The following is a 21,185-nucleotide window of genomic DNA, read 5'->3' on the forward strand; positions in this document are numbered from 1 at the left end:
CCCTGAGGGCGGGCTCTACCGGGGCGGGCGAGTACCCGTGACGAGCCTACGCTCGGGGCCGGGTTTCGCTCATTCTTGCGACCATTCACCGTCTGGTGGCGTCATGGCCTCTTCTCGCCTCTCACTCCCGGTGACCTGAGTAACACTCATCGTGTTCCGGTGGGCGCGACGCTCACTGCTTCGCGACATTTCCACAGATCCTCCTCGGTTCGGCCGAGTTAGGCCGAGGTCATTTGGGTTCGGCCTGGTTCGGCCTGGTTCGGCCAAAAGGGGATCTTCAAGGGGGAGGGCTACACATGACGCAACATGCGTGCAGATGGAGACGGGCATCCGCGGTCCTGACGACCGCCGGTCTGCTGGCGCTGGGCCTGGGGGCACCCGGCGCGTCCGCGGCGACCACACCGCGCATCGATCTCAAGGTCCTGGTCGTCGACAACGGCGTCGGCCAGGTCGGCGCCATCACCGCCGAGCTGAAGAACACCGGCATCCCGTACACCCTCGTCGACCTGGGGACCCCGGGCCGCCCGACCATCGACGCGGCGTTCCTGAGCGACACGGTGAACGGCACCCCGCGGGCCAAGTACCAGGGCGTCGTCCTGCCGAACGAGGCACCGTTCGGCCTGGGTCCGGCCGAGCAGACCGCCCTGGAGACGTACGAGAGGACGTACGGCATCCCGCAGGTCGACGCCTACACCTGGGCGCACCCCGGGGTCGGGCTCGACTACACCGACCAGAACGGCGGCTGGTCCGGCACGCTGGACGGCGCGCGGACCCAGGTCACCGCGGCCGGCACGGCGGGCCCGTTCGGCTACCTCGACGGGCCGCTGACCTTCGAGGACAACGACCCGTCGGTGCAGGAGAGTTACGGGTACGCGGCCCACCCGAGGGACGGGTTCACCAGCTACCTGGACGCACCCACGGGCGGCACCCTGCTCGGCCAGTACGCGCACGACGGGCGCCGTGAACTCGTGGTGACCTTCGCGTACAACCAGAACCAGCAGCAGTTCAAGCTGCTGGCCCGCGGCATCGTCGAATGGCTGACCCAGGGCATTCACCTCGGACAGAGCAGGAACTACTTCTCCGTCCACGTCGACGACGTCTTCGCGCCCGACGCCCGCTGGGACGCCGAGCGCAACTGCACGCCCGGCGACATCGACTGCGTGGGCACCGGCGGCGAGGAGGCCGCGCCGATCCGGATGACCGCGGCCGACGCGGTGTACGCCGCCCAGTGGCAGCAGGCCAACGGCTTCACCCTCGACATGGTCTTCAACGCGGGCTCCGGCGAGGAGTGGAAGACCGAGAACGGCGGCACCGACGCCCTCACCACCCAACTGCTCGCCGACAAGGCCAAGTTCCGCTGGATGAACCACACCTACACGCACAAGTTCCTCGGTTGCGTGCAGAACACCGCGACGGTGCCGTGGAGCTGCGCGAAGAACGCGGACGGCTCGACCCAGTACATGAGCCGGGCCGACATCTCCGCGGAGATCGCCAGCAACTACAACTGGGCGCAGTCGCACGGTCTGTCGACCGACCGCACCGAGCTGGTGACCGGCGAGCACTCGGGTCTCAAGACGCTGCCCCAGCAGCCCGCCGACAACCCGAACCTCGCGGGCGCCCTGTCCGCCAACGGCGTCAAGTGGACGGGCTCCGACAACTCCCGCGAGCCCGCCCAGCGCGCCGTCGGCAGTGCGCTGACCGTGCCCCGCTACCCGATGAACGTGTACTACAACACGGGTACGCCGCAGGAGATGGCCGACGAGTACAACTGGATCTACACGTCCAGGGCCGACGGCGGCAGCGGCATCTGCGAGAACAACGCCACGTCCACGTGCCTGCCGGCGCCGCTGGACACCGACACCGGCTACGCGTCGTACATCGTCCCGCGGGAGGCTCGCACCGCTCTCGGGCATGCCATCGGCAACGACCCGCGCCCGCACTACGTGCACCAGTCCAACCTGGCCGAGGGCCGCATCCTGTACCCGGTCCTGGACCAGGTGCTCGCCGGCTACAAGGCGCTGCACGCCGACAACACCCCGCTGGTGAACCCCCGGCAGAGTGCGATCGGCACCGAACTCCAGCGCCGTACCGCCTGGGCCGCCGCCGTCGCGAACGGCAAGGTCACGGCGTACCGCGTCGGCACGAAGGTCACCGTCACGGCTCCGTCCGGCACACAGATCCCGGTGACCGCACCCGAAGGGACAAAGAAGCAACTCCTGCTCGGAACCGCCGCGTTCGGCACGCCGTACGCGGGCAAGCGCTCGGCCTGGACCACGCCTGAGCTCCTGCAGTCCGCTCTCACGCTGAACCTGCCGTAGGGGGCAGCGCCCCAAGGGGGCGCGGGGAACTGCGCGACCAGCCACGACGGACAAGCAGCCGGCGGCCGGTCCGCAGTTCCCCCTGGAACATCCGCATAAACAGGGGGAGCCGCGCAGCGATGCGTACAGGCCGTCATGTCACCATGCTCACCGAAGGTACCTATCCGCATGTCCACGGCGGGGTCAGCACCTGGTGCGACCAGCTCGTGAAGGGCATGCCCGAGGTCGACTTCCACATCGTCTCGCTCACCGGCAGCGGCCGCGAACCCGTGACCTGGGAGCTGCCGCCCAACATCCGCCGGCACACCTCCGTGCCGACCTGGGGCCCGCGGCCGGGGCACACCCGGGCGCCGCAGGGCCGGGCCCAGCGGCGGTTCATCGACACCTACGAGCGTTTCCTGCTGTCCTTCCTCGACCCGGACGCGCACTGCGACTTCGGCGAGGCGCTGTACCAGCTGGCCGAACTCGCCCGCGACGGAGGCCTGTCGGCGGCCCTGCGCACCGAGGCCGCGCTGCGCTCGCTGATGTGGATCTGGACGATGCCGCACCTGCCGACGGCCGCCGCCCGCCCCACCGTCCACGACGCGCTGACGGCAACGGACCTGCTGGAGCACGCACTTCGCCCACTCGGCATCCGCATCCCCGAGGACACAGTGGCCCACGCGGTCAGCAGCGGCCTGGCCACGCTGCCCGCCCTCGCCGCGCACCAGCTGGACGGGGTCCCGTTCCTCCTCACCGAGCACGGCATCTATCTGCGCGAGCGCTACCTCAACTACCGCGGTGCCGAACAGCGCTGGCCCGTCAAGGCGTTCATGCTCGGCTTCTACCGCGAGCTGAACTCCCTCGGCTACCGGGCGGCCGACCTGATCACCCCGTGCAACCAGTACAACCGCCGCTGGGAGGAGCGCGGCGGCGCCGAGGCCGACAGGATCCGCACGGTCTACAACGGCGTCGACCCGGCCGCCTTCCCGCACGCGGGCCCCGAGCCCGAAGTCCCCACTCTCACCTGGTGCGGTCGCGTCGACCCCATCAAGGACCTGGAGACACTGCTCCGCGCGTACGGCATGGTGCGCGCCGAAATGCCCGAGACCCGGCTGCGGCTGTTCGGCCCGGTGCCGCCCGGCGGGGAGGAGTACCGCACCCGCCTGGAGAAGCTCGCCGCCGAACTGGGCGTGACCGACGGGCTGACCTTCGAGGGCCGGATCAGCGAGGTCTGGCGCGCCTACGCGGCAGGCCACCTCGTGATGCTCTCGTCGATCTCCGAAGGCTTCCCCTTCTCGATCATCGAGGCGATGTCCTGCGGCCGTACGACGGTCTCGACCGACGTCGGCGGTGTCCGCGAGGCCGTCGGCGACACCGGTCTCGTCGTCCCTCCGCGCGAGCCTGAGAAGATGGCCGCCGCCGCGCTGACCCTGCTGAAGGACGACCGACGCCGCCTGGAACTGGGCGAGTTGTCACGCCAGCGCGTCATCGATCGGTTCACACTGCGCCGTTCCGTGGACGCCTTCCGCACCATCTACCAGGAACTGGCGGGCCTGCCCGAGGTGTACGAGCCCACCGTCGAGACCGTCGCCGACTGGACCGTCGAACTGCGCGACCCCTGGTACCAGGCGGTCGCCACGGACGGGACCGGCTGGTGAGCGGTTCGCTTCGCATGCCGCCGCCCGGTGCACACGGGGAAACGCTCCCGCATGTGCCGCTCCAGCGCCGCACACCGAGCTGGGCGCAGCCGGACCCTGTCGACGAACTCGCCACACGCATACGGGACTTCATAGCCGCGGCCGTCCACCCCGACGAGATAGCCGCGCTCCTGGAGTCCGACGGCATGTCGGACGACCAGATACGCGAGCGCTACGGCATGGAGAACTCCTTCGCCCTCGCCGAGGAACTGTACGAACGGGTCGAGCGCCACTACCCCGAGCCGGAAGACCCACCCCACGACCCCTGGCAACTCAGCCTCCTCGGCTGCCTGTTGCGGGGTGTCGTCTTCGCCCTGCCGGGCCTCGGATACGTACTCGGGGCGCCACTCCTCGCGGGCCCCAAGGGCGAGTTCGGGCTCCCCGCCGGCACGGTCCCGCTGCTCGCCGGGGCGCTGTGCGGCTGGACCTGGAACCAGGGGCTGGCCCACCGGGCGTACTCCTTGCTGGGGCTGGGCGACCGCTCGGCCGCCCGCCGCTCACTGCTCGTCGGCGCCCCGGTGGGCGTACTGCTCGGCTCCCTGGTCGCGCTGGCCGCGGTGGGCACGGCCGCACCGGCGGCGGTGGCCTTCGCCGCCGGACAGTCCTGCTATCTCGGCGCCGCCACCGTACTGCTGGTGATGGGCCGCGAACGGGCCCTGCTCGCCGCCCTGCTGCCGATGACCGCGGGCGCGCTCCTCGCCATGCTCCATCCGGTCCCCGACCTGCCGAGACTCCTCCTGCTGACAGGCTCACTGGCGGCGGTCACCCTGCTCGCACTGCTCGAAGTGGCGCCCTCTGTAGGGGCGTCGGGGAAGGGTAGCTGGTCCGCGGGGCTCGCGGCACTGCTGCCGTTCGGGACACTGATCGGCGTGACCGGGCGGCGCCCGGCCACGACCGGCTCGACGGCCACGAGTGGCGAGCGTGGGCGGGCGGATGGCCCCAGCGGAGACCGCGGCCGGCCGAACCGTGGCCCCGGCGACCGCCCGGCGGCCCGTGACGCTCCGCGCAAGGCGCGCGTCGTGCCCGGCGCCCGAGGCGCCCGTCTGCGGTCGCTTGCTGAAGCGGCGCGTCCTAGCGGTACCGCCGCGAACGGTGGCGACCGGTCGGTGGCCCTCGCTGCTCTGCGCAAGGCGCGTGTCTTGCCCGGCGCCCGAGGCGCGCGCCTGCGGTCGCTTGTTGGAGAGGTGCGTCCTCGCGGTACCGCCGCGAACCGTGGCCGTGGGTCGGCGGCCCCCGCTGCTCCGCGCAAGGCCCGCATCACGCCCGGCGCCCGGGGCGCCCGCCTGCGGTCGCTCGCCGAGGCGGCGCGTCCACGCCGTACCGCCGTCCCGTGGCTCGCCACCTCCTTGCCCTACGCCCTCTTCGGACTCGGCAGTGGAGTCCTCGTGCTCTACGTGGCGCTCGGCGACGTACTGGCAGGCGACGCGCACACCGCGGTGGCCGCGCCTGCCGCGGTCGCGTTGACGCTGAGCATGGGCCCCGCCGAGTGGCTGCTGTTCCGCTTCCGCAGCGGGAGCCTTGCCGGGCTGCGGTCCAGCGGCACGTCGAAGGACTTCTGGCGCACCACGTCCGGCACCCTCGTCCGGTGCCTCACCGGCTACCTCGCCGCGCTGTTCGCGCTCAGCCTCGCCACGTCCGCACTGTGGCCGCACGCACCCGCGGTGACCGGCGGCGTACGGCTCGCCGGGCTGCTCCTGCTCGGCGTGGTCCTGTGGACCGGGCTGTTGCTCCAGTCCTTCGGCGCCGTCCTGAGCACCGCCTCGGTCTGCTGCGTCGCTGCGCTCGCCCAGACCGCGGCACTGGCGGCGCACGCGGGCAGCCCCCACTGGGTGGGCCTGATCGTCAACGGTGCGGCGGCCGGCGCCCAGACCGGGCTCGTCTGCGGCCTGTTGGGAAGGGCGACCGCCCACCGATGAACCAGCCCGGCAAGTCCCTCCTCGTGCCCTACTACGAACACCCGTCCGTACGCCCCGCCGAGTGGGAGGCGCTGATCGCCGCCGCGCCCCGCCTCCACTCCGTCGTGCTGAATCCGGCCAGCGGCCCCGGCGAACGCCCCGACCCGGCGTTCGCCGCGGTCGCCGAACGGCTGCGCGCCGCGGACGTGCGGGTGCTCGGGTACACCGACACGGACTACGGCCGCAGACCGTGCGCCGCCGTCGTACGCGACCTGTCACGGCACCGCTCCTGGTACGGAACCGACGGCGCCTTCCTCGACCAGGTCGCCTCGGGAATCGCCGAGTTCGCGTACTACCGGCGGCTCGCGACAGCCGCCCGGGGGCTGGGCTGCGGCACCCTCGCCCTCAACCACGGCACGGCGCCGCACCCCTCGTACGCCAGGATCGCCGACGTACTCGTCACCTTCGAGGGCACCTGGGACACGTACGACATGTACAGGGAAGACCGCCCGCCACCGTGGACGGGCGCAGCGACGCGGCTGTGCCACCTCGTCCACGGTGTGCCGGCGGGCGTCGACGTGGCGGCGCCCGCCCGCGCGCGGGGCGCCGGCCTGCACTGCGCGGTGCCGGGCACGGGCGAGCACCCCTGGGGAACCCTGCCGCACGGCCTTGCGCCCGCTGGGTGAGAGGCCACCCGAGAGGCCACGCATGGGCTGAGCCGATGTCAGCCGAGTGACAGCACCACGAGCGCCGTCGTCGCGGCCGTCTCCGCCAGGCCGCCGAAGACGTCGCCCGTGATGCCGCCGAAACGGCGGGTGCAGTGGCGCAGCAGCAGTTCGGCGGCGACGCAGGCGGCGAGGACCGCGAGCGCGGCGCGCACGAGGTCGTACGTCCCGAGGAGCGCACCAGCGCCGGCCGCCGCCCCGACGACCACGGCCGCCACCAGCAGGGCCCCGCGCACCGGCACCGTGCCCGCCACCGCCGCGCCGAGGCCCTCGGGGCGGGCCGGCGGGACGCCGGTGCGGGCGGCCAGCGTGAGGGCGAGCCGGGCCGCGGTCGCCGAGACGACGGCCGCGAGCACACCCCGGGCCCAGGAGGTGTCGTACGCCTGGAAGAGTGCGGCCACCTGGGCGAGCAGCACGAAGAGCAGGGTGATCACCCCGAACGGGCCGATGTCCGACTGCTTCATGATCCGCAGCGCGTCCTCGGCGGGCTTGCCGCTGCCGAGCCCGTCCGCGGTGTCGGCGAGCCCGTCCAGGTGCAGACCGCGCGTGAGCGCGGCCGGTACGGCGGCGGTGGCCACGGCGGCCAGCAGCGGGCCCGCGCCCATCGCCAGCAGCGCCACCCCCACCAGAGCCGCGCCCGCCCCGACGACCAGCCCGGCCACAGGCGCGCACAGCATCCCGCCGCGCGCGGCCGCACGGTCCCAGCGGGTCACCGTCACGGGGAGCACGGTGAGGGTGCCGAAGGCGAAGCGGAGGGCGTCGGGAAGGGGGGTCTTGGACACCGGCGCAGGTTACCCGGGGGTCCCGGGGGCCCGTACGGCGGCCATGGACAGTCGTGGATAAAGTGCGCGATATGGGTCATTGGTTGCAGCGGAACATCATCGAGCCGGGGAAACTGCCGCTGCTGCTGGCGCTCGCCTCGTTCGTGCTGACCTTTGTGATCACCCGAGTCATCGTCCGGATGATCCGGGCCGGCAAAGGGCCGTTCGGCAACGTGAAGGCGGGCGGTCTGCACATCCACCACGTCGTCCCCGGTGTCGTGCTGACGGTGATCGGCGGTTTCGGGGCGGTGGCCAGCAGCCGGTACGGATTCGGTGCGGCCGTGTTCGCCGTGGTGTTCGGGGCCGGTACGGGCCTGGTGCTCGACGAGTTCGCGCTGATCCTGCATCTCGACGACGTCTACTGGACCGAGGAGGGGCGCAAGAGCGTCGAGGTCGTAGTGGTCACGGCGGCCCTCGTCGGCCTGGTGCTCAGCGGCTTCCTGCCGTTCGGCGTCAACGACCTCAGCGACGAGGAACTGCAGGACCGGGGCGGCGTGATCGTGAGCATCCTCGTGAACTTCGGTATCGCGCTGCTCGCCCTGGGCAAGGGCAAGGCCCGCATGGCGATCTTCGGCGTCATCATCCCGTTCGTCGCGATCGTCGGCGCGGTCCGGCTGGCCCGCCCCGGCTCGCCCTGGGCCAAGCGCTTCTACCGGCGCCGGCCGCGCGCCCGGGCCAAGTCCACCCTGCGGGCCTACCACCACGACCGCCGCTGGGCGGGCCCCAGCCGAAAGCTTCAGGACTGGATCGGCGGCAAACCGGACCCCGAGCCCGTCCGCGCGCTGCCCGGCGGCCGGTGACGCCACGCGGAGACCCCGCACAGCAGCAGCACCACGGCGATGGCTCCGAGATGTTCCTTGCCCGCGAGGTTCTCCTTGACCGTGACCTCGACGAGCATCGCCGCGATCACCAGACCCCCCGTGACGTACGCGCGATAGCGCCAGCACACGAAGACGGCCAGGCCGACCACGGCCGCCGAAGGACCGGTGTCGACGACAAGCCGGTCCGCCGAGGGCAGCCCCAGCGGACTCCCGGGGCCCAACGCGATGCCCACGCGCGCGTAGAGCGTGCCGGCCAGCGTGGCGACGTAGGCGACGACGAGGGTCCGCCACCGGCCGAGACAGATCTCGGCGATCCCGAACACCAGGAGGATCTGCGCGAGCGCGCCCCACACCGGGAGGTCGAGCGCCGGTACGAAGAGGGAGAGCGGGGTGCGTGCGAGGGCGAGCGGGAGCGGGTCCTCGGCGCGGACGGAGCCGATGTCCTGGACGAATTGATAGCCCCAGGACTGGTTCTGGACGAACTGGAGGGCGGCCGTCAGGCAGACCGTTCCGATGGTCATGGGGATCGCCCGCCACCGTTCCCTGAGGAGCGCCTCGCGCACGGTGACGTACAGCAGCCCCCATTCGGCACGGGCCCAGCGGGCGGGCCACCTCACCTCTGCGACTTCATCTCTCCGTCCTCATCCGTGCGACTTCATCCGTGCGACTCCAGGTGCTTTCGGTGCAGCCACTTCGGCAGGCCCGGCGCCTCCAGGAACCCTTCGGCGCGCGCGGACGCGACACCGATGCGCAGCAGGTCCGCGCTCTTCTCGAAGAGCAGGAACCGCGGCTCCCAGATGGGCCGGTACTTGGCGTTGGCGCGGTACAGCGACTCGATCTGCCACCAGCGGGAGAAGAAGCTGAGCAGGGAGCGCCACAGCCGCAGCACCGGCCCCGCGCCGAGGCGCGCGCCACGTTCGAAGACCGAGCGGAACATGGCGAAGTTGAGTGAGACCTGGGTGATCTGGATCTCCTGGGCACGGTTGAGGAGTTCGATCACCATGAACTCCATCAGCCCGTTCTCGGAGTCGCGGTCGCGCCTCATGAGGTCGAGGGAGAGTCCGTGCGGCCCCCACGGCACGAAGGACAGCACCGCCCTCAACTCACCGTCCCCGTCAGTGCATTCGAGCATCATGCACTGCCCGTCGTCGGGATGGCCGAGCCGCCCGAGCGCCATGCTGAACCCGCGTTCGGTGGCGCCGTCGCGCCAGTCGTCGGCGCGTTCGAGGAGGTACGCCATCTCGTCGGCCGGGATGTCCTGGTGGCGCCGGATGCGCACCTCGTACCCGGCGCGCTTGACCCGGTTGTAGGCCTGCCGGACGGTGCGCATGGCCCGTCCGTCGAGCGTGAACTCGGCGGTCTCCACGATGGCTTCGTCGCCGAGCTCCAGGGCGTCCAGGCCGTGCCGGGCATAGACGGTGCCCGCCTCCTCGCTCGCACCCATCACCGCCGGGATCCAGCCGTGCTCGCGCGCCTCGGCCAGCCAGGGTTCGATGGCGCCGGGCCAGGCCTCCAGATCGCCGATGGGATCACCGGAGGCCAGCGAGACCCCGCCGAGGACGCGGTAGACGACGGCAGCCTTGCCGGTCGGCGACCAGACCGCGCTCTTCTCGCGGCGCAGGGCGAAGTAGCCGAGTGAGTCCCGGTCGCCGTATCTGTCGAGCAGCGCCCGCAGCCGTCGCTCGTCGTCCTCGGTGAGCGGGTCGACGGCACGCCGGGAGCGGAAGGCGGCGTAGAAGACGGCGAGGATCAGCAGGGTGCTGAGCACGTTGATGGTGACGTTGACCCAGTTGGGCGTGGTGATCCCGGGGAAGCGGGAGTCGTCGGCAGCGACGGAGACGAGCCGCAGGACGCCGTAGCGCCAGCGGTCGAGGAAGGTCGAACGGTGCGCGTCGTGGGCCTGGTTGGTGACCGTCACCAGGAACGCGGCGAACAGCGAGGTGACCAACAGCCCGCCGACCGCGACGGCCGCGGCCAGCTTGGGATTCGACCGGTCGCCCTTGGCGTAGAACTCCCGGCGGCCGACGACGAGCGACGCCACGAAGGCCGCGGTCAGGATGCACGAGATCCAGTTCTGCGGGTACCGGCGGATCTCCGGGAAAGCCAGCGCGAACGCGAACAACAGCAGGAACAGCCCGCTCAGCACGAGGTTCAGGATCCACGCGGCCCGCTTCCGGCGGCGCATCGTGATCGCCAGGAACATCGTGAAGACGCCGGACGCGAATCCCGCCGTCAGCAGATACGGGGTGAAGTAGTTCTCGGTGTTGTGCCGCCGCAGGTCCTGCCCGAAGGAGACCCACACGGCACTCAGAAAGTTCAAGAACGTGACAACGCGCAAGTACCAGACCGCGAAGGAGGCGGCCCGCTGGGCGGCGCCCCGCTCCCGATCGGCGACAATTCGGGCATCTCCCATGGGAGGGGATGATATGGGGCGCCGGGCGGGCTAAGGGCTTCTGGCCCCGGTTGGGGAGAGATTCAGTCCCGGCCAGCGAGAGATTCAGCTCCGGCCGGGGAAATCTTCAGCCCCTCCGGCGTTTGAGGAGCGGGGTCTGGGGCGGAGCCCCAGGAACAAGGGACGGGTAGGGGCGGAGGGGGCGAAACCCCCTGCCCCGGCCACTACTCCGCTTCCTTGTCCTGGCTGGAGAGCCCTTCCTGGCCGGAGGTCTCGTCCTGGTCGGAGACCTCGTCCTGGCCGGAGGCCTCGGGCAACGGCTTCTCCGGAAGCTCCGCCGCCAGCGCTGCCGCCGCCTGGACAAGGGGAAGCGCGAGAAGCGCCCCCGCCCCCTCGCCCACCGTGACCCCATGGTCGAGCAGAGGCTCCAGAGCCATCCGGTCCAGCGCCTTCGCCTGCGCCGGCTCCCCACTGTTCTGACCGGCCAGCCACCAGTCCGGCGCCCGGAAGGCGACCCGCTGCGCGACCAGCGCGCAGGCGGCCGAGACAACCCCATCGAGAACCACCGGCATCTTCCGCACCGCGCTCTGCAGCAGGAACCCGGTCATCGCCGCGAGATCGGCCCCGCCGACCACCGCGAGCAGCTGCAGCTGATCCCCGAGCACCGGCCGGGCCCGCCGCAGCGCGTCCCGCACGGCGGCGCACTTGCGCATCCACGCGAGGTCGTCGATGGCGAGCCCGCCCCGCCCGGTGACCACGGACGCGTCGGTCCCGCACAGCGCGGCGACCAGCACGGCCGCCGCCGTGGTCCCGCCGACGCTGATGTCGCCGAGCACCACCAGATCCGTACCGGAGTCGGCCTCTTCGTCCGCGACGGCGACGCCCGCGCGGAACGCCGCCTCCGCCTCCTCCGCAGTCAGCGCGTCCTCGACGTCGATACGACCCGAACCGCGCCGCACCCGATGCCGTACGACCTCGTCGGGCAGCCCCTCCGGATCGCAGTCCAGCGCCATGTCGACGACACGCACCGGAACGCCCAGCCGGCGGGCGAGGATCGACGCCGGGCTCGCGCCCTCCAGGACCGCCCGCACCAACTGGTCGGCGCTGCCCGCGGGCCGAGCCGACACGCCGAGTCCGGCGATCCCGTGATCGCCCGCGAACAGCACCGCGCGCGGGTGCTCGATCGGCCGCACCGGCACCGCGCCCTGTGCCGCCGCCAGCCATTCACCCAGGTCGTCGAGGCGGCCCAGTGCGCCGGGCGGCACGATCTGGCGCTCCCGGTGCGCCTCGGCGTCGCGGCGGACGCCTCCGTCGGGACGCTCGATCAGATCGGTGAAGTCGTCGAGATTAAGCGAGCTCATTCGCCGAACAGTACCGGCACCGATCGAACACGGCTGCGCCACGTCGGTGCACCTGAGATCGCCATCCGCTACGTACCTTTTGTGTCGGATTGTCGTACGGCTTTCGTGCGGCTCTTCGTCCCCACAGGAGCACGCAGGAACAACAGGAGCACCCATGCCCCCCACCCCGCAGTCGGCCGCCGAACGCCGCGCCGCCTGGCTGAGCGAACTCGCCCAGGGCACCGACCGGTTCCATGAACCGCGCCGGGACGACTGCCCCTGGTGCGGCTCGAAGCGGCTGCGCACCCGGCTCCGCACACCGGACCTGCGGCAGCGCAAACCCGGCACCTTCGTCGTCGACGAGTGCGGGGACTGCGCCCACGCCTTCCAGAACCCCCGGCTGACGGCCGAGGGAGTGGCCTTCTACCACCGGGACTACCACCCCGACCGCCAGGCGGACGCACACGACGGCCTCGCCGAGCGGATCCTCGCCGCCCGCGCTGGACACGGCCGTCATCTGGCCGCCGCCCGCGCGATGCTGCCCCACCCCGAACCTGAGAGCTGGCTCGACGTCGGCACCGGGCACGGGTACTTCCCCGCGGTGGCCAAGGAGATCCACCCGTACACCGCCTTCGACGGGCTCGACCCCACCCGGCGCGTCGACAAGGCACGGGCCGCCGGACGGGTGGAGGAAGCCCACCGCGGCAGGCTCACCGACCCGGAGATCGCCGAACGGCTGCGCGCCCGCTACGACGTCGTCAGCATGTTCCACCACCTGGAGCACACCCCCGACCCCCGCGAGGAACTGCGCGCCGCGCTGACCGTGCTGCGCCCCGGCGGACACCTCCTCGTCGAAGTCCCGGACCCCGACTGCGCGTTCGGCCCGCTCCTCGGCAAGTGGTGGATGTCCTACGGCCAGCCGCGCCACCTCCACCTGATGCCGCTGCCCAACCTGCTCGCCGAACTCGAATCGCTCGGCTGCGAGATCGTCTCGACGGACCGTCGAGAACCGCACATCCCGTACGACCTCTCAGGCGCCGTCGCGCTGGTCCTCAGCCGCGTCCTGCCCGGCCTCGATGCCCCGTGGCGGCCCGCCCCGCCCACCGTCCTCCAGCGCCACCTGCGTACGGCCCTGACGCGCACGTCCGTCCCCCTGCTCGCCTCAGCCGTCGCCCTGGACCATGTGTTGGCCCCCCTCTTCCGCCGCACCCGCTTCTCGAACGCGTACCGCATCATCGCCCGCCGTTGAGGCTTTACACCGCTCCGCGGCCCCTGCCTTGGCCCGCTCCGCGGTCCTTTCCCCGCCGCTCCGCGGCGTTTCCCCCACCCACCGGCCCTTCCGGCCCGCTCCGCGACCCCCACCACCGCGCCGCTCCGCGGCCCCCTCACCCCCGCAACGACACCGCCTGCCCCGCCACCACCAACAACAGATGCTCACACTCCGCCCCGAACCCCGCGTTCAACCGCCCCAGTTCATCCCGGTACCGCCGCCCCGAAGCCGTGGCCGGGACGATCCCCGACCCGACCTCGTTGGAGACGGCGACGACCGTGCGGCGGGTCTGCCGGACGGCGGTCGTCAACTCCTCCACGCGGGCGCGCAGTGCGCGTTCCCCGCCGCCGGACCACTCCGCGTCGTCCCAGGCGTTCACGGAGTCCATCGCGTCGGTCAGCCAGAGGGAGAGGCAGTCGATGAGAAGGGGGGCGCCGTCCTGTGCCAGGAGGGGCACGAGGTCGCAGGTCTCGGTGGTGCGCCAGGAGCCGGGGCGCCGCTCGCGGTGGGCGTGCACGCGTGCCGCCCACTCGTTGTCGCCGTTGCGGGCGCCGCCCGTCGCGACGTACAGGACGTCGGGGAAGGCCTCGAGGCGCCGTTCCGCCTCCACCGACTTGCCCGACCGCGCGCCGCCGAGCACGAGCGTGCGGCGCGGCACGTCGGGGACGTCCTCGTAGACGCCCACGTCCAGCGTCGACCCGTCCGGCACCGCCCGTGCGCCGGCCGCCGCGAGCCGCCGCCGCAGTTCGGCCCCCGGCGGCACGTCGTGGTCGAGATGCACCGCGATCACGTCCGTCGCCGGACCGGCGGCGCCCACCGCACGCAGTTTCGCCAGGGCGTCGGGGCGCCCCACGACATCGGCGACGACCATGTCGTACGGCGGGTCGCCGTTCACGTCGAGCCCGGCGGGCGCCGCGCCCGGCGGCAGATACAGCAGCCGCTGCCCGTCGGGCCCCGTCACCGCGTACCCCGTGCCGGGCGCGTCCATCGGCACGGCCCGCACCCGGTGACCGGTCAGCAGCGCCAACTCCCGCCCGTCGGGGACCCGCCCGGGCTGCGGCAGCCCGGCCGGCACCTCGACCGCGGGGCCGTCGTGCGGGTGCGAGAGCAGTACCTGCCGTACGCCGCCCAGCGAGTGCCCGGAACGGGCGGCCGCGAACGCCACGCCGGGGGTGAGGTCGAGCAGCAGCGTGCCGTCGACGAGCAGCGCGGTCGCCGCCCGCGCGTGCTCGCCGAGCGCGGTCGCGCAGGCCGCGCAGGGGCAGTCGGGGCGGGGCAGGCCGTCTGGGGCGCCGGTGCCGAGCAGAGTCAGTTCCACGGGGATGATTTTCGCGTGTCCCCGCAGGTCTTGCAGGTCCGACTAGGCTTCGGGCAGGAGCCGGATCTTGTCCGGCTTCCGCTGTGCAGTGTGCTCATACCTGGGAGGCGTACATGGCGGCATGGACGTGGCGGTTCGAGAAGGCCGACGGGACAGAGGTCCAACCCGTGGTGCAGCCCGAGGAGTTCACCACGCAGGGGGACGCGGAGTCCTGGATCGGCGAGGTGTGGAAGGAGCTCCTGGAGGGCGGCGCGGAGCAGGTGTTCCTCTTCGAGGACAGCACACAGATCTACGGACCGATGAGCCTGCACGCCGCTGCGGAGGCGTAGGCCGGTCGGGGCTGCCGGGCCTGCGCGCAGCTTCGGAGGCGTAGGCGGGCCGATGCGGTAGCGGCGGGTGCCGGGGTTCGCCCCCGGCACCCACGTTCACGGCACCGTTTCTACTGCTCGCTCCCGGCACCCATGTGTCCACCGCACCGTTTCTACTGCTCGCTCCCGGCACCCACGTGTCCACCGCACCGTGTCTACTGCTCGCCCCCGGCACCCACGTGTCCGCCGCCGTGTCTACTGCTCGCCCAAGGTCACATCCACCGTCTTCTCGCTCCCGCCCCTCGTGTACGTCACCGCCACCTTGTCGCCCGGCTTCTCGGCGGCGAGCGCCTCGGAGAGCGAGGTGATCGTGGTGATGTCGGTGTCCCCGATCTTGGTGATGATGTCGCCGGGCTCGATGCCCGCCTTGTCGGCCGCGCCGCCGCTCTTCACCTCGACCACGGCGACCCCCGCGGCTGCCTGGTAGTCGTCGTCCACGACCGTACGGGCCGTGATGCCGAGCGCGGCCCGCCCTGAGTCGGTGACCCTGCCGTCCTTGATGATCTGGTCGGCGACCTTCGTGACCATCGACGCGGGGATCGCGAAGCCGATACCGGGCGCCGTGCCCCCGAGGGTGGGATCGGTCGCGGCGAGCGTGGGGATGCCGATGACCCGTCCGTCGAGATCGACGAGCGCGCCGCCGCTGTTGCCCGGGTTGATCGCCGCCGACGTCTGCACCATGTTCGCGATGGTGGCGCCGGTCCCGCCCCCGGTGCTGCCCTCGCTGACGGTGCGTCCGGTCGCCGACACGATGCCCTGGGTCACGCTGGACGACAGCCCGAGGGGTGACCCCATCGCCAGCACGATCTGGCCGACCTGCACCTTCGAGGAGTCCCCGAAGGACGCCGCCTTCAGCCCGTCCGGCACCTTGTCCAGTTTGATGACGGCGAGGTCCTGCTGCGGGTAGGCGTAGACGAGCGTCGCGGTCAGCTCGTCCTCGCTGTTGGCGGTCGTGACCTTGAACGTCTTCTCGTCCCCGACCACGTGCGCGTTGGTGACGATGTGCCCGTTGTCGTCGTACACCACCCCGGACCCCAGATCACCGCTCGCCCGGATCTGCACCACCGACGGCAGTACGTCCTTGATCACCTTCAGGTAGTCGTCCTGGAGGTCATTGGCCGCGGCCGGGGCCGCCGCCTGCGTCGTCGTGCCGTCCTGGGCGGGTGACGACCCGGAGCCGGAGGAGCAGCCGGCGATCAGAGCGACGGAGCAGACGAGCGCGGCCAGCGGGAGATGCAGCCGGGCACGGGTACGGGAAACATCCATGCCCGAAGTGTCCCTTTCGGGGACTTGCCCCGACCTGCCATGCGCACCCGAACGGGTCGTCAGCCCCGCACCCCGCACAGGTGCAGCAACGCCGCCACCTGGCGATAGGGATCGGTCCGCCCGGCCCGTTCCTCCGCGGCGAGGAGACCGTCCAAGTCCGCGGGGAGGGAGGCACCGTCGGCCGCGGTGTCCGTGAAGACCCGCACGCCGAACCAGGCGTGCAACGGCGCCCCGATCCCGGCGAGCGTCGACGTCAGCGTGGAGAGCCGGTCGGCGCGCACGTCGAGGCCCAGGCGGTTCGTGTACGCGGTGGTGTCGAAGGCCGTCAGCGCCGCCGCCCAGTCCCCGGCCAGCCCGGACCGCATGGCCAGCGCGTCGGCGTTCCGTACGAGCAGCGAGAGCAGCCCGCCGGGGGCCAGCATCCGCGCGAGGCCCGCCAGCAGCGGGTCGGGCTCCTGCACGTACATCAGTACGCCATGGCACAGCACCACGTCGAAGCTGCCCGGCAGGAAGTGGACACCCGTCTCGCGCCCGTCACCCTCGATGAGGCGCACGCGCCCCCGGATGCCCTCGGGCTCGGCGGCCAGCGCCTGACGGGCCACGGCCAGCATCTTCGCGTCCTGCTCGAGACCGGTCACCTGATGCCCGGCCCGGGCCAGCCGCAGCGCCTGCGTCCCCTGGCCCATCCCGACGTCAAGGACCCGCAGCCGCTGCCCGACGGGATACCGCCCGGCTATCTGCTCGTCGAGCTGCCGGGCCACCAGCTCCTGCCGTACGACATCACGCAGTCCGCCCAGCTTGCTCAGCCAGGCATCCACCGCGCCCCCGGAGAAAGATGTCGCGCTCAGGGCCGCTCTCCGCGCTTGACCTGCGGCTTCGGCAGCCGGAGTCGACGCATCTGGAGAGTACGCATCAGCGCGTAGGCGACCGCGCCCTTCCTGGGCAGGTCCGGGAAGCGCGTGCTCAGCTGCTTCTTCAGCCGGATCGCGATGCCGATCGAGTCGACCACGATCAGCAGGATGACCACGAGCCACAGCAGCAGCGCGATGTTCTGCAGCGAGCCCACCCGCACCATGCTCAGCACGAGGATGATCACGGCCAGCGGCAGGAAGAACTCGGCGATGCAGAACCGCGAGTCAACGAAGTCGCGGGCGAACTTCCGCACCGGGCCCTTGTCGCGGGCGGGCAGATAACGCTCGTCACCGTTGGCCAGCGCCTGACGCTGCCGCTCCATCGCGGCGCGACGCTCGTCGCGATTCCGCTTGGAAGCCTCCTTGCGCGTCGTCGGCGTGTTCGCCACGCTGCGACGCTGGGTCTGGGCCTCACTGCGCTTGGGCGTGGGGCGGCCCTTGGGGGCCTGCGGATCACGGGTCTGCTTGGAGTCGGTCACGGCCGCCTTGTCGGCGGGTGCCTTCTCTTCCTTGGCGCGGCTACGAAACACAAAACCCAAGGGTACGCGGTGTGCGCGCATGGACGTCATTCGAGTGGGGAACGATCCGGCAACACCGTACGTCTGTACTGGGAAAGTACTGGGACAGACGGGACGTTGCGCATGGTTTCGCCGGGCGGGCTCGCAGGAATTCCCCAGGTGCTCCACGGGAACCCCTGGTGGACCCCGAGATCCACCTACTCCCTACGCCGGAGCGGCGTCGTACGCAGTCGTCCTTGGGGATGAGCGCATCCGTCCCCGAACAGTGCGGTAATGGATGCAGGGCCCGTACTGTGGGTTCTGTTGCAGTACCTGGAGCTGGAGTCCGTCAGAAGGGGGCGCGCGAAGCCCATGAGCGGTGTCATGAAGCGTATGGGGATGATCTTCCGCGCGAAGGCGAACAAGGCCCTTGACCGGGCCGAGGACCCGCGCGAAACCCTCGATTACTCGTACCAGAAGCAGCTGGAGCTGCTCCAGAAGGTGCGCCGCGGTGTCGCCGATGTGGCGACCAGCCGCAAGCGCCTGGAACTGCAGCTGAACCAGCTCCAGAACCAGTCCTCCAAGCTGGAGGACCAGGGCCGCAAGGCGCTGGCGCTCGGCCGGGAGGACCTGGCCCGCGAGGCGCTGTCGCGCCGGGCCGCGCTCCAGCAGCAGGTGACCGACCTGGAGACGCAGCACCAGACCCTCCAGGGCGAGGAGGAGAAGCTCACCCTTGCGGCGCAGCGCCTCCAGGCCAAGGTGGACGCCTTCCGTACGAAGAAGGAGACCATCAAGGCCACCTACACCGCCGCCCAGGCGCAGACCCGGATCGGGGAGGCCTTCTCCGGCATCTCCGAGGAGATGGGCGACGTCGGCATGGCGATTCAGCGTGCCGAGGACAAGACCGCGCAGCTCCAGGCGCGGGCCGGCGCGATCGACGAGCTGCTCGCCTCGGGCGCCCTCGACGACCAGTCGGGTCTTGCCAAGGACGACATCCAGACCGAGCTGGACCGGCTCTCCGGTGGTACGGATGTAGAGCTGGAACTGCAGCGCATGAAGGCCGAGCTGGCCGGAGGCTCCGCGGCGAAGCCGGCGATCGAGGGCGGCACGGGTCAGGGCCAGTCGCAGTCCCAGCCGCAGGACACCCCCCGCTTCGACAAGCAGTAGCCCACGCCTTAGGAGGGCGACATGATCGTACGGATCATGGGGGAGGGGCAGGTGAGGCTGGACGACGTCCACCTCACCGAACTGAACAAGCTGGACGACGAGCTGCTCGCCGAGATCGAGAGCGGCGACGAGTCCGGCTTCCGCCGCACCCTGGGTGCCCTCCTGGAGGAGGTCCGCCGCCTGGGCACTCCGCTCCCCGACGACGCCCTGGAACCCTCGGAACTGATCCTCCCGTCCCCGGACGCGACCCTCGCGGAGGTCCGCGAGATGCTGAGCGACGACGGCTTGATCCCTGGCTGAGGATCTTTCAGCCCGTCCGGCGTTTGAGGACGAGCGCGTCAGCGCGATGCGGGGGTCTGGGGGCGGAGCCCCCAGGAAGCAAGGGACGGGTAGGGGCGGAGGGGGCGAAAAAACCCGGCGCCCGGCGGCACCAGGTAGCACCCGTTCCAACCCCCGCACCCGCCCCGTACCGTAAACGACGTGAGCACCCCCCTAGAGCGCACGAGGTGCAGAGCCCGCGCCCACCCCCTGGCGGTGGACGCCACGCTCGCCGCAGGCGTCCTCGCCTGCATGCTGGCCGGCTCCTTCGTGGACCCCCACGCGGAGAACGGCGCGACCTGGATCACCCGCACCCCGAACGCCCTCAGCCTGACCCTGATGGTGCTCGGCGCCGCAGCCCTGGTCTTCCGCCGCCGCACCCCCATGACGGTCCTCGCCGCGACGGGCACCGTCTCCCTCGTGGAGCTGGTGGTCGGCGACCCCAGAGCCCCGGTCGCGATGTCCGCAGTCGTGGCCCTCTTCACGGTCGCCTCGGCCACGGACCGCCACACGGCGTGGCGCGTGGGCCTGCTCATGATGACCGTCCTGACGGCGGCCGCGATGCTCGCGGGCCCGCTGCCCTGGTACGCCCAGGAGAACCTGGGCATCTTCGCGTGGACCGGCATGGCCGCCGCCGCGGGCGACGCCGTACGCAGCCGCCGCGCCTTCGTGGACGCCATAAGGGAACGCGCCGAACGCGCGGAGCGGACCCGGGAGGAAGAGGCCCGCCGGCGCGTGGCCGAGGAGCGGCTTCGCATCGCCCGCGATCTGCACGACGTCGTGGCCCACCACATCGCCTTGGTCAATGTGCAGGCCGGAGTGGCCGCGCACGTGATGGACAAGCGGCCCGACCAGGCCAAGGAGGCGCTCGCCCACGTGCGCGAGGCCAGCCGCTCCGCCCTCAACGAACTCCGTGCCACCGTCGGCTTGTTGAGGCAGACCGGGGATCCCGAGGCGCCCACCGAGCCGGCCCCGGGGCTCGGACGCCTCGACGAGCTCGCCGACACCTTCCGCAACGCGGGGCTCCCGGTGGAGGTGGCCCGCGCTGAGCAGGACGCCGGCCTGCCCGCCGCTGTGGACCTCGCCGCGTACCGCGTCATCCAGGAAGCCCTCACCAATGTGCAGAAGCACGCGGGCCCGGAGGCGAAGGCCGAGGTCAGCGTCGTACGCGTGGGACCGAACGTGGAAGTGACCGTTCTGGACAACGGGCCCGGGAAGGACGAGGGGCCGGAAGAGGGCGGCGGGCACGGGCTGCTCGGAATGCGTGAGCGGGTCACCGCACTCGGCGGGAGCTGCACGGCCGGTCCCCGCTACGGAGGCGGCTTCCGGGTCCATGCGATCCTTCCGGTCAAGAACCTCACGCCTGCCAGAGGGGCCGCCGTATGACCATCCGTGTCCTGCTCGCCGACGACCAGGCGTTGCTGCGCAGCGCCTTCCGGGTGCTCGTCGACTCCGAGCCCGACATGGAGGTGGTCGGCGAGGCGTCCGACGGCGCCGAGGCCGTGCGGCTTGTACGGCAGGAGCGGGCCGACGTCGTGCTCATGGACATCCGGATGCCGGGCACCGACGGGCTGGCCGCCACCCGGCTGATCACCGCAGACCCGGGGCTCGCGCACGTACGGGTCGTGATGCTGACGACCTTCGAGGTCGACGAGTACGTGGTGCAGTCGCTGCGCGCGGGCGCGTCCGGGTTCCTCGGGAAGGGGGCCGAGCCCGAGGAGCTGCTGAACGCGATCCGGATCGCGGCGGGCGGCGAGGCGCTGCTGTCCCCGGCGGCCACCAAGGGACTGATCGCGAAGTTCCTCGCGCAGGGCGACGGCCTGGACGACGAGCGTGATCCCGCCCGCGCCGAGCGGCTCGACGCGCTGACCGGCCGTGAGCGCGAGGTGCTGGTGCAGGTGGCGGGCGGGCACTCCAACGACGAGATCGCCGAGCGGCTGGAAGTGAGCCCGCTGACGGTGAAGACGCACGTCAACCGGGCCATGGCCAAGCTGGGTGCGCGGGACCGGGCCCAGCTGGTCGTGATCGCGTACGAGTCGGGGCTGGTCCGTCCAAGGGTGGAGTGAGATCCACCGGGGT

General features: G+C 71.6%; 19 protein-coding genes. 11 read left to right on the top strand and 8 right to left on the bottom strand.

Going from position 1 to position 21,185, the window contains the following annotated elements; genetic code table 11:
• The first annotated feature begins 296 nt into the window (after positions 1-296).
• From OG266_RS32505 to OG266_RS32520, 4 genes are all read left to right on the top strand, one after another.
• Positions 297-2,318: a hypothetical protein gene (locus tag OG266_RS32505; protein WP_371550053.1), complete on the top strand. Its 2,022-nt coding sequence runs from the start codon at positions 297-299 to the stop codon at positions 2,316-2,318.
• A gap of 119 nt (positions 2,319-2,437) precedes the next feature.
• On the top strand, positions 2,438-3,958 hold the full coding sequence (gene pelF / locus OG266_RS32510) for a GT4 family glycosyltransferase PelF (RefSeq protein WP_371550054.1): 1,521 nt from the start codon (positions 2,438-2,440) through the stop codon (positions 3,956-3,958).
• A complete protein-coding gene (locus OG266_RS32515) occupies positions 3,955-5,913 on the top strand; it encodes a hypothetical protein (protein ID WP_371550056.1) in 1,959 nt (652 codons plus the stop codon). The genes pelF and OG266_RS32515 overlap by 4 nt, the downstream gene beginning before the upstream one ends.
• Complete coding sequence (locus OG266_RS32520) at positions 5,910-6,578, top strand: spherulation-specific family 4 protein (RefSeq protein ID WP_371550058.1); 669 nt, start codon at positions 5,910-5,912, stop codon at positions 6,576-6,578. The genes OG266_RS32515 and OG266_RS32520 overlap by 4 nt, the downstream gene beginning before the upstream one ends.
• Before the next feature lie 38 nt (positions 6,579-6,616).
• On the opposite strand, the gene OG266_RS32525 is transcribed toward OG266_RS32520, so the two are convergent.
• A complete protein-coding gene (locus OG266_RS32525; protein WP_266464989.1) occupies positions 6,617-7,399 on the bottom strand; it encodes an adenosylcobinamide-GDP ribazoletransferase in 783 nt (260 codons plus the stop codon).
• A gap of 71 nt (positions 7,400-7,470) precedes the next feature.
• Between OG266_RS32525 and OG266_RS32530 the strand changes: the two genes are divergently transcribed.
• Positions 7,471-8,238 carry a hypothetical protein gene (locus tag OG266_RS32530; RefSeq protein WP_326723641.1) on the top strand — a complete coding sequence of 256 codons (768 nt, stop codon included), beginning with the start codon at positions 7,471-7,473 and terminating at the stop codon, positions 8,236-8,238.
• On the opposite strand, the gene OG266_RS32535 is transcribed toward OG266_RS32530, so the two are convergent.
• From OG266_RS32535 to cobT, 3 genes are all read right to left on the bottom strand, one after another.
• Positions 8,175-8,876: a hypothetical protein gene (locus OG266_RS32535; RefSeq protein WP_371550061.1), complete on the bottom strand. Its 702-nt coding sequence runs from the start codon at positions 8,874-8,876 to the stop codon at positions 8,175-8,177. The two genes, OG266_RS32530 and OG266_RS32535, sit on opposite strands and share 64 nt — an antisense overlap.
• A gap of 38 nt (positions 8,877-8,914) precedes the next feature.
• The gene (locus tag OG266_RS32540; protein WP_371550063.1) at positions 8,915-10,672 is read right to left on the bottom strand and encodes a phosphatidylglycerol lysyltransferase domain-containing protein; all 1,758 of its coding nucleotides are present in this window, start codon (positions 10,670-10,672) and stop codon (positions 8,915-8,917) included.
• A gap of 203 nt (positions 10,673-10,875) precedes the next feature.
• Positions 10,876-12,012, bottom strand: a complete 1,137-nt coding sequence (cobT, locus tag OG266_RS32545; RefSeq protein ID WP_371550065.1) for a nicotinate-nucleotide--dimethylbenzimidazole phosphoribosyltransferase — start codon at positions 12,010-12,012, stop codon at positions 10,876-10,878.
• A 154-nt stretch (positions 12,013-12,166) separates the two neighbouring features.
• Between cobT and OG266_RS32550 the strand changes: the two genes are divergently transcribed.
• Entirely contained in the window at positions 12,167-13,240 is a 1,074-nt protein-coding gene (locus tag OG266_RS32550) for a class I SAM-dependent methyltransferase (protein ID WP_371550067.1), read from the top strand.
• Positions 13,241-13,376: 136 nt separating this feature from the next.
• Here the strand turns inward: OG266_RS32550 and OG266_RS32555 are convergent, their stop codons facing one another.
• Positions 13,377-14,579, bottom strand: a complete 1,203-nt coding sequence (locus tag OG266_RS32555; RefSeq protein WP_266465004.1) for a bifunctional adenosylcobinamide kinase/adenosylcobinamide-phosphate guanylyltransferase — start codon at positions 14,577-14,579, stop codon at positions 13,377-13,379.
• 113 nt (positions 14,580-14,692) lie between these two features.
• Between OG266_RS32555 and OG266_RS32560 the strand changes: the two genes are divergently transcribed.
• Positions 14,693-14,908 (top strand): hypothetical protein, encoded by a 216-nt coding sequence (locus OG266_RS32560; protein ID WP_266465007.1) that lies wholly within the window; start codon positions 14,693-14,695, stop codon positions 14,906-14,908.
• A 234-nt stretch (positions 14,909-15,142) separates the two neighbouring features.
• Here OG266_RS32560 and OG266_RS32565 read toward each other — a convergent pair whose 3' ends face one another.
• The 3 genes from OG266_RS32565 to OG266_RS32575 form a co-directional block, all read right to left on the bottom strand.
• The gene (locus OG266_RS32565) at positions 15,143-16,213 is read right to left on the bottom strand and encodes a S1C family serine protease (protein WP_371550071.1); all 1,071 of its coding nucleotides are present in this window, start codon (positions 16,211-16,213) and stop codon (positions 15,143-15,145) included.
• A gap of 59 nt (positions 16,214-16,272) precedes the next feature.
• Complete coding sequence (locus tag OG266_RS32570) at positions 16,273-16,974, bottom strand: methyltransferase domain-containing protein (RefSeq protein ID WP_329550268.1); 702 nt, start codon at positions 16,972-16,974, stop codon at positions 16,273-16,275.
• 83 nt (positions 16,975-17,057) lie between these two features.
• Complete coding sequence (locus OG266_RS32575; RefSeq protein ID WP_266465012.1) at positions 17,058-17,684, bottom strand: DUF3043 domain-containing protein; 627 nt, start codon at positions 17,682-17,684, stop codon at positions 17,058-17,060.
• A gap of 309 nt (positions 17,685-17,993) precedes the next feature.
• On the opposite strand from OG266_RS32575, the gene OG266_RS32580 reads away from it, so the two are divergent.
• The 4 genes from OG266_RS32580 to OG266_RS32595 all read left to right on the top strand — a co-directional run bounded on the left by OG266_RS32580 (position 17,994) and on the right by OG266_RS32595 (position 21,172).
• Entirely contained in the window at positions 17,994-18,788 is a 795-nt protein-coding gene (locus tag OG266_RS32580; RefSeq protein ID WP_266826295.1) for a PspA/IM30 family protein, read from the top strand.
• A 21-nt stretch (positions 18,789-18,809) separates the two neighbouring features.
• Positions 18,810-19,088, top strand: coding sequence for a hypothetical protein (locus OG266_RS32585; RefSeq protein ID WP_266465018.1), 279 nt, complete (start codon positions 18,810-18,812; stop codon positions 19,086-19,088).
• 180 nt (positions 19,089-19,268) lie between these two features.
• Positions 19,269-20,492, top strand: a complete 1,224-nt coding sequence (locus OG266_RS32590; protein WP_371550074.1) for a sensor histidine kinase — start codon at positions 19,269-19,271, stop codon at positions 20,490-20,492.
• Positions 20,489-21,172 (top strand): response regulator transcription factor, encoded by a 684-nt coding sequence (locus OG266_RS32595; RefSeq protein WP_266465025.1) that lies wholly within the window; start codon positions 20,489-20,491, stop codon positions 21,170-21,172. The genes OG266_RS32590 and OG266_RS32595 overlap by 4 nt, the downstream gene beginning before the upstream one ends.
• The last annotated feature ends 13 nt before the right edge of the window (positions 21,173-21,185 follow it).

The organism is Streptomyces sp. NBC_00554, from assembly GCF_041431135.1.
Classification (GTDB): Bacteria; Actinomycetota; Actinomycetes; order Streptomycetales; family Streptomycetaceae; genus Streptomyces.

Coding starts and splice junctions, on each gene's coding strand:
- OG266_RS32585 (WP_266465018.1), top strand. CDS start 18,810: ATGATCGTACGGATCATGGGGGAGGGGCAGGTGAGGCTGGACGACGTC.
- OG266_RS32575 (WP_266465012.1), bottom strand. CDS start 17,684: ATGCGCGCACACCGCGTACCCTTGGGTTTTGTGTTTCGTAGCCGCGCC.
- OG266_RS32595 (WP_266465025.1), top strand. CDS start 20,489: ATGACCATCCGTGTCCTGCTCGCCGACGACCAGGCGTTGCTGCGCAGC.
- OG266_RS32520 (WP_371550058.1), top strand. CDS start 5,910: ATGAACCAGCCCGGCAAGTCCCTCCTCGTGCCCTACTACGAACACCCG.
- cobT (WP_371550065.1), bottom strand. CDS start 12,012: ATGAGCTCGCTTAATCTCGACGACTTCACCGATCTGATCGAGCGTCCC.
- pelF (WP_371550054.1), top strand. CDS start 2,438: ATGCGTACAGGCCGTCATGTCACCATGCTCACCGAAGGTACCTATCCG.
- OG266_RS32540 (WP_371550063.1), bottom strand. CDS start 10,672: ATGGGAGATGCCCGAATTGTCGCCGATCGGGAGCGGGGCGCCGCCCAG.
- OG266_RS32505 (WP_371550053.1), top strand. CDS start 297: ATGACGCAACATGCGTGCAGATGGAGACGGGCATCCGCGGTCCTGACG.
- OG266_RS32580 (WP_266826295.1), top strand. CDS start 17,994: ATGAGCGGTGTCATGAAGCGTATGGGGATGATCTTCCGCGCGAAGGCG.
- OG266_RS32565 (WP_371550071.1), bottom strand. CDS start 16,213: ATGGATGTTTCCCGTACCCGTGCCCGGCTGCATCTCCCGCTGGCCGCG.
- OG266_RS32560 (WP_266465007.1), top strand. CDS start 14,693: ATGGCGGCATGGACGTGGCGGTTCGAGAAGGCCGACGGGACAGAGGTC.
- OG266_RS32530 (WP_326723641.1), top strand. CDS start 7,471: ATGGGTCATTGGTTGCAGCGGAACATCATCGAGCCGGGGAAACTGCCG.
- OG266_RS32550 (WP_371550067.1), top strand. CDS start 12,167: ATGCCCCCCACCCCGCAGTCGGCCGCCGAACGCCGCGCCGCCTGGCTG.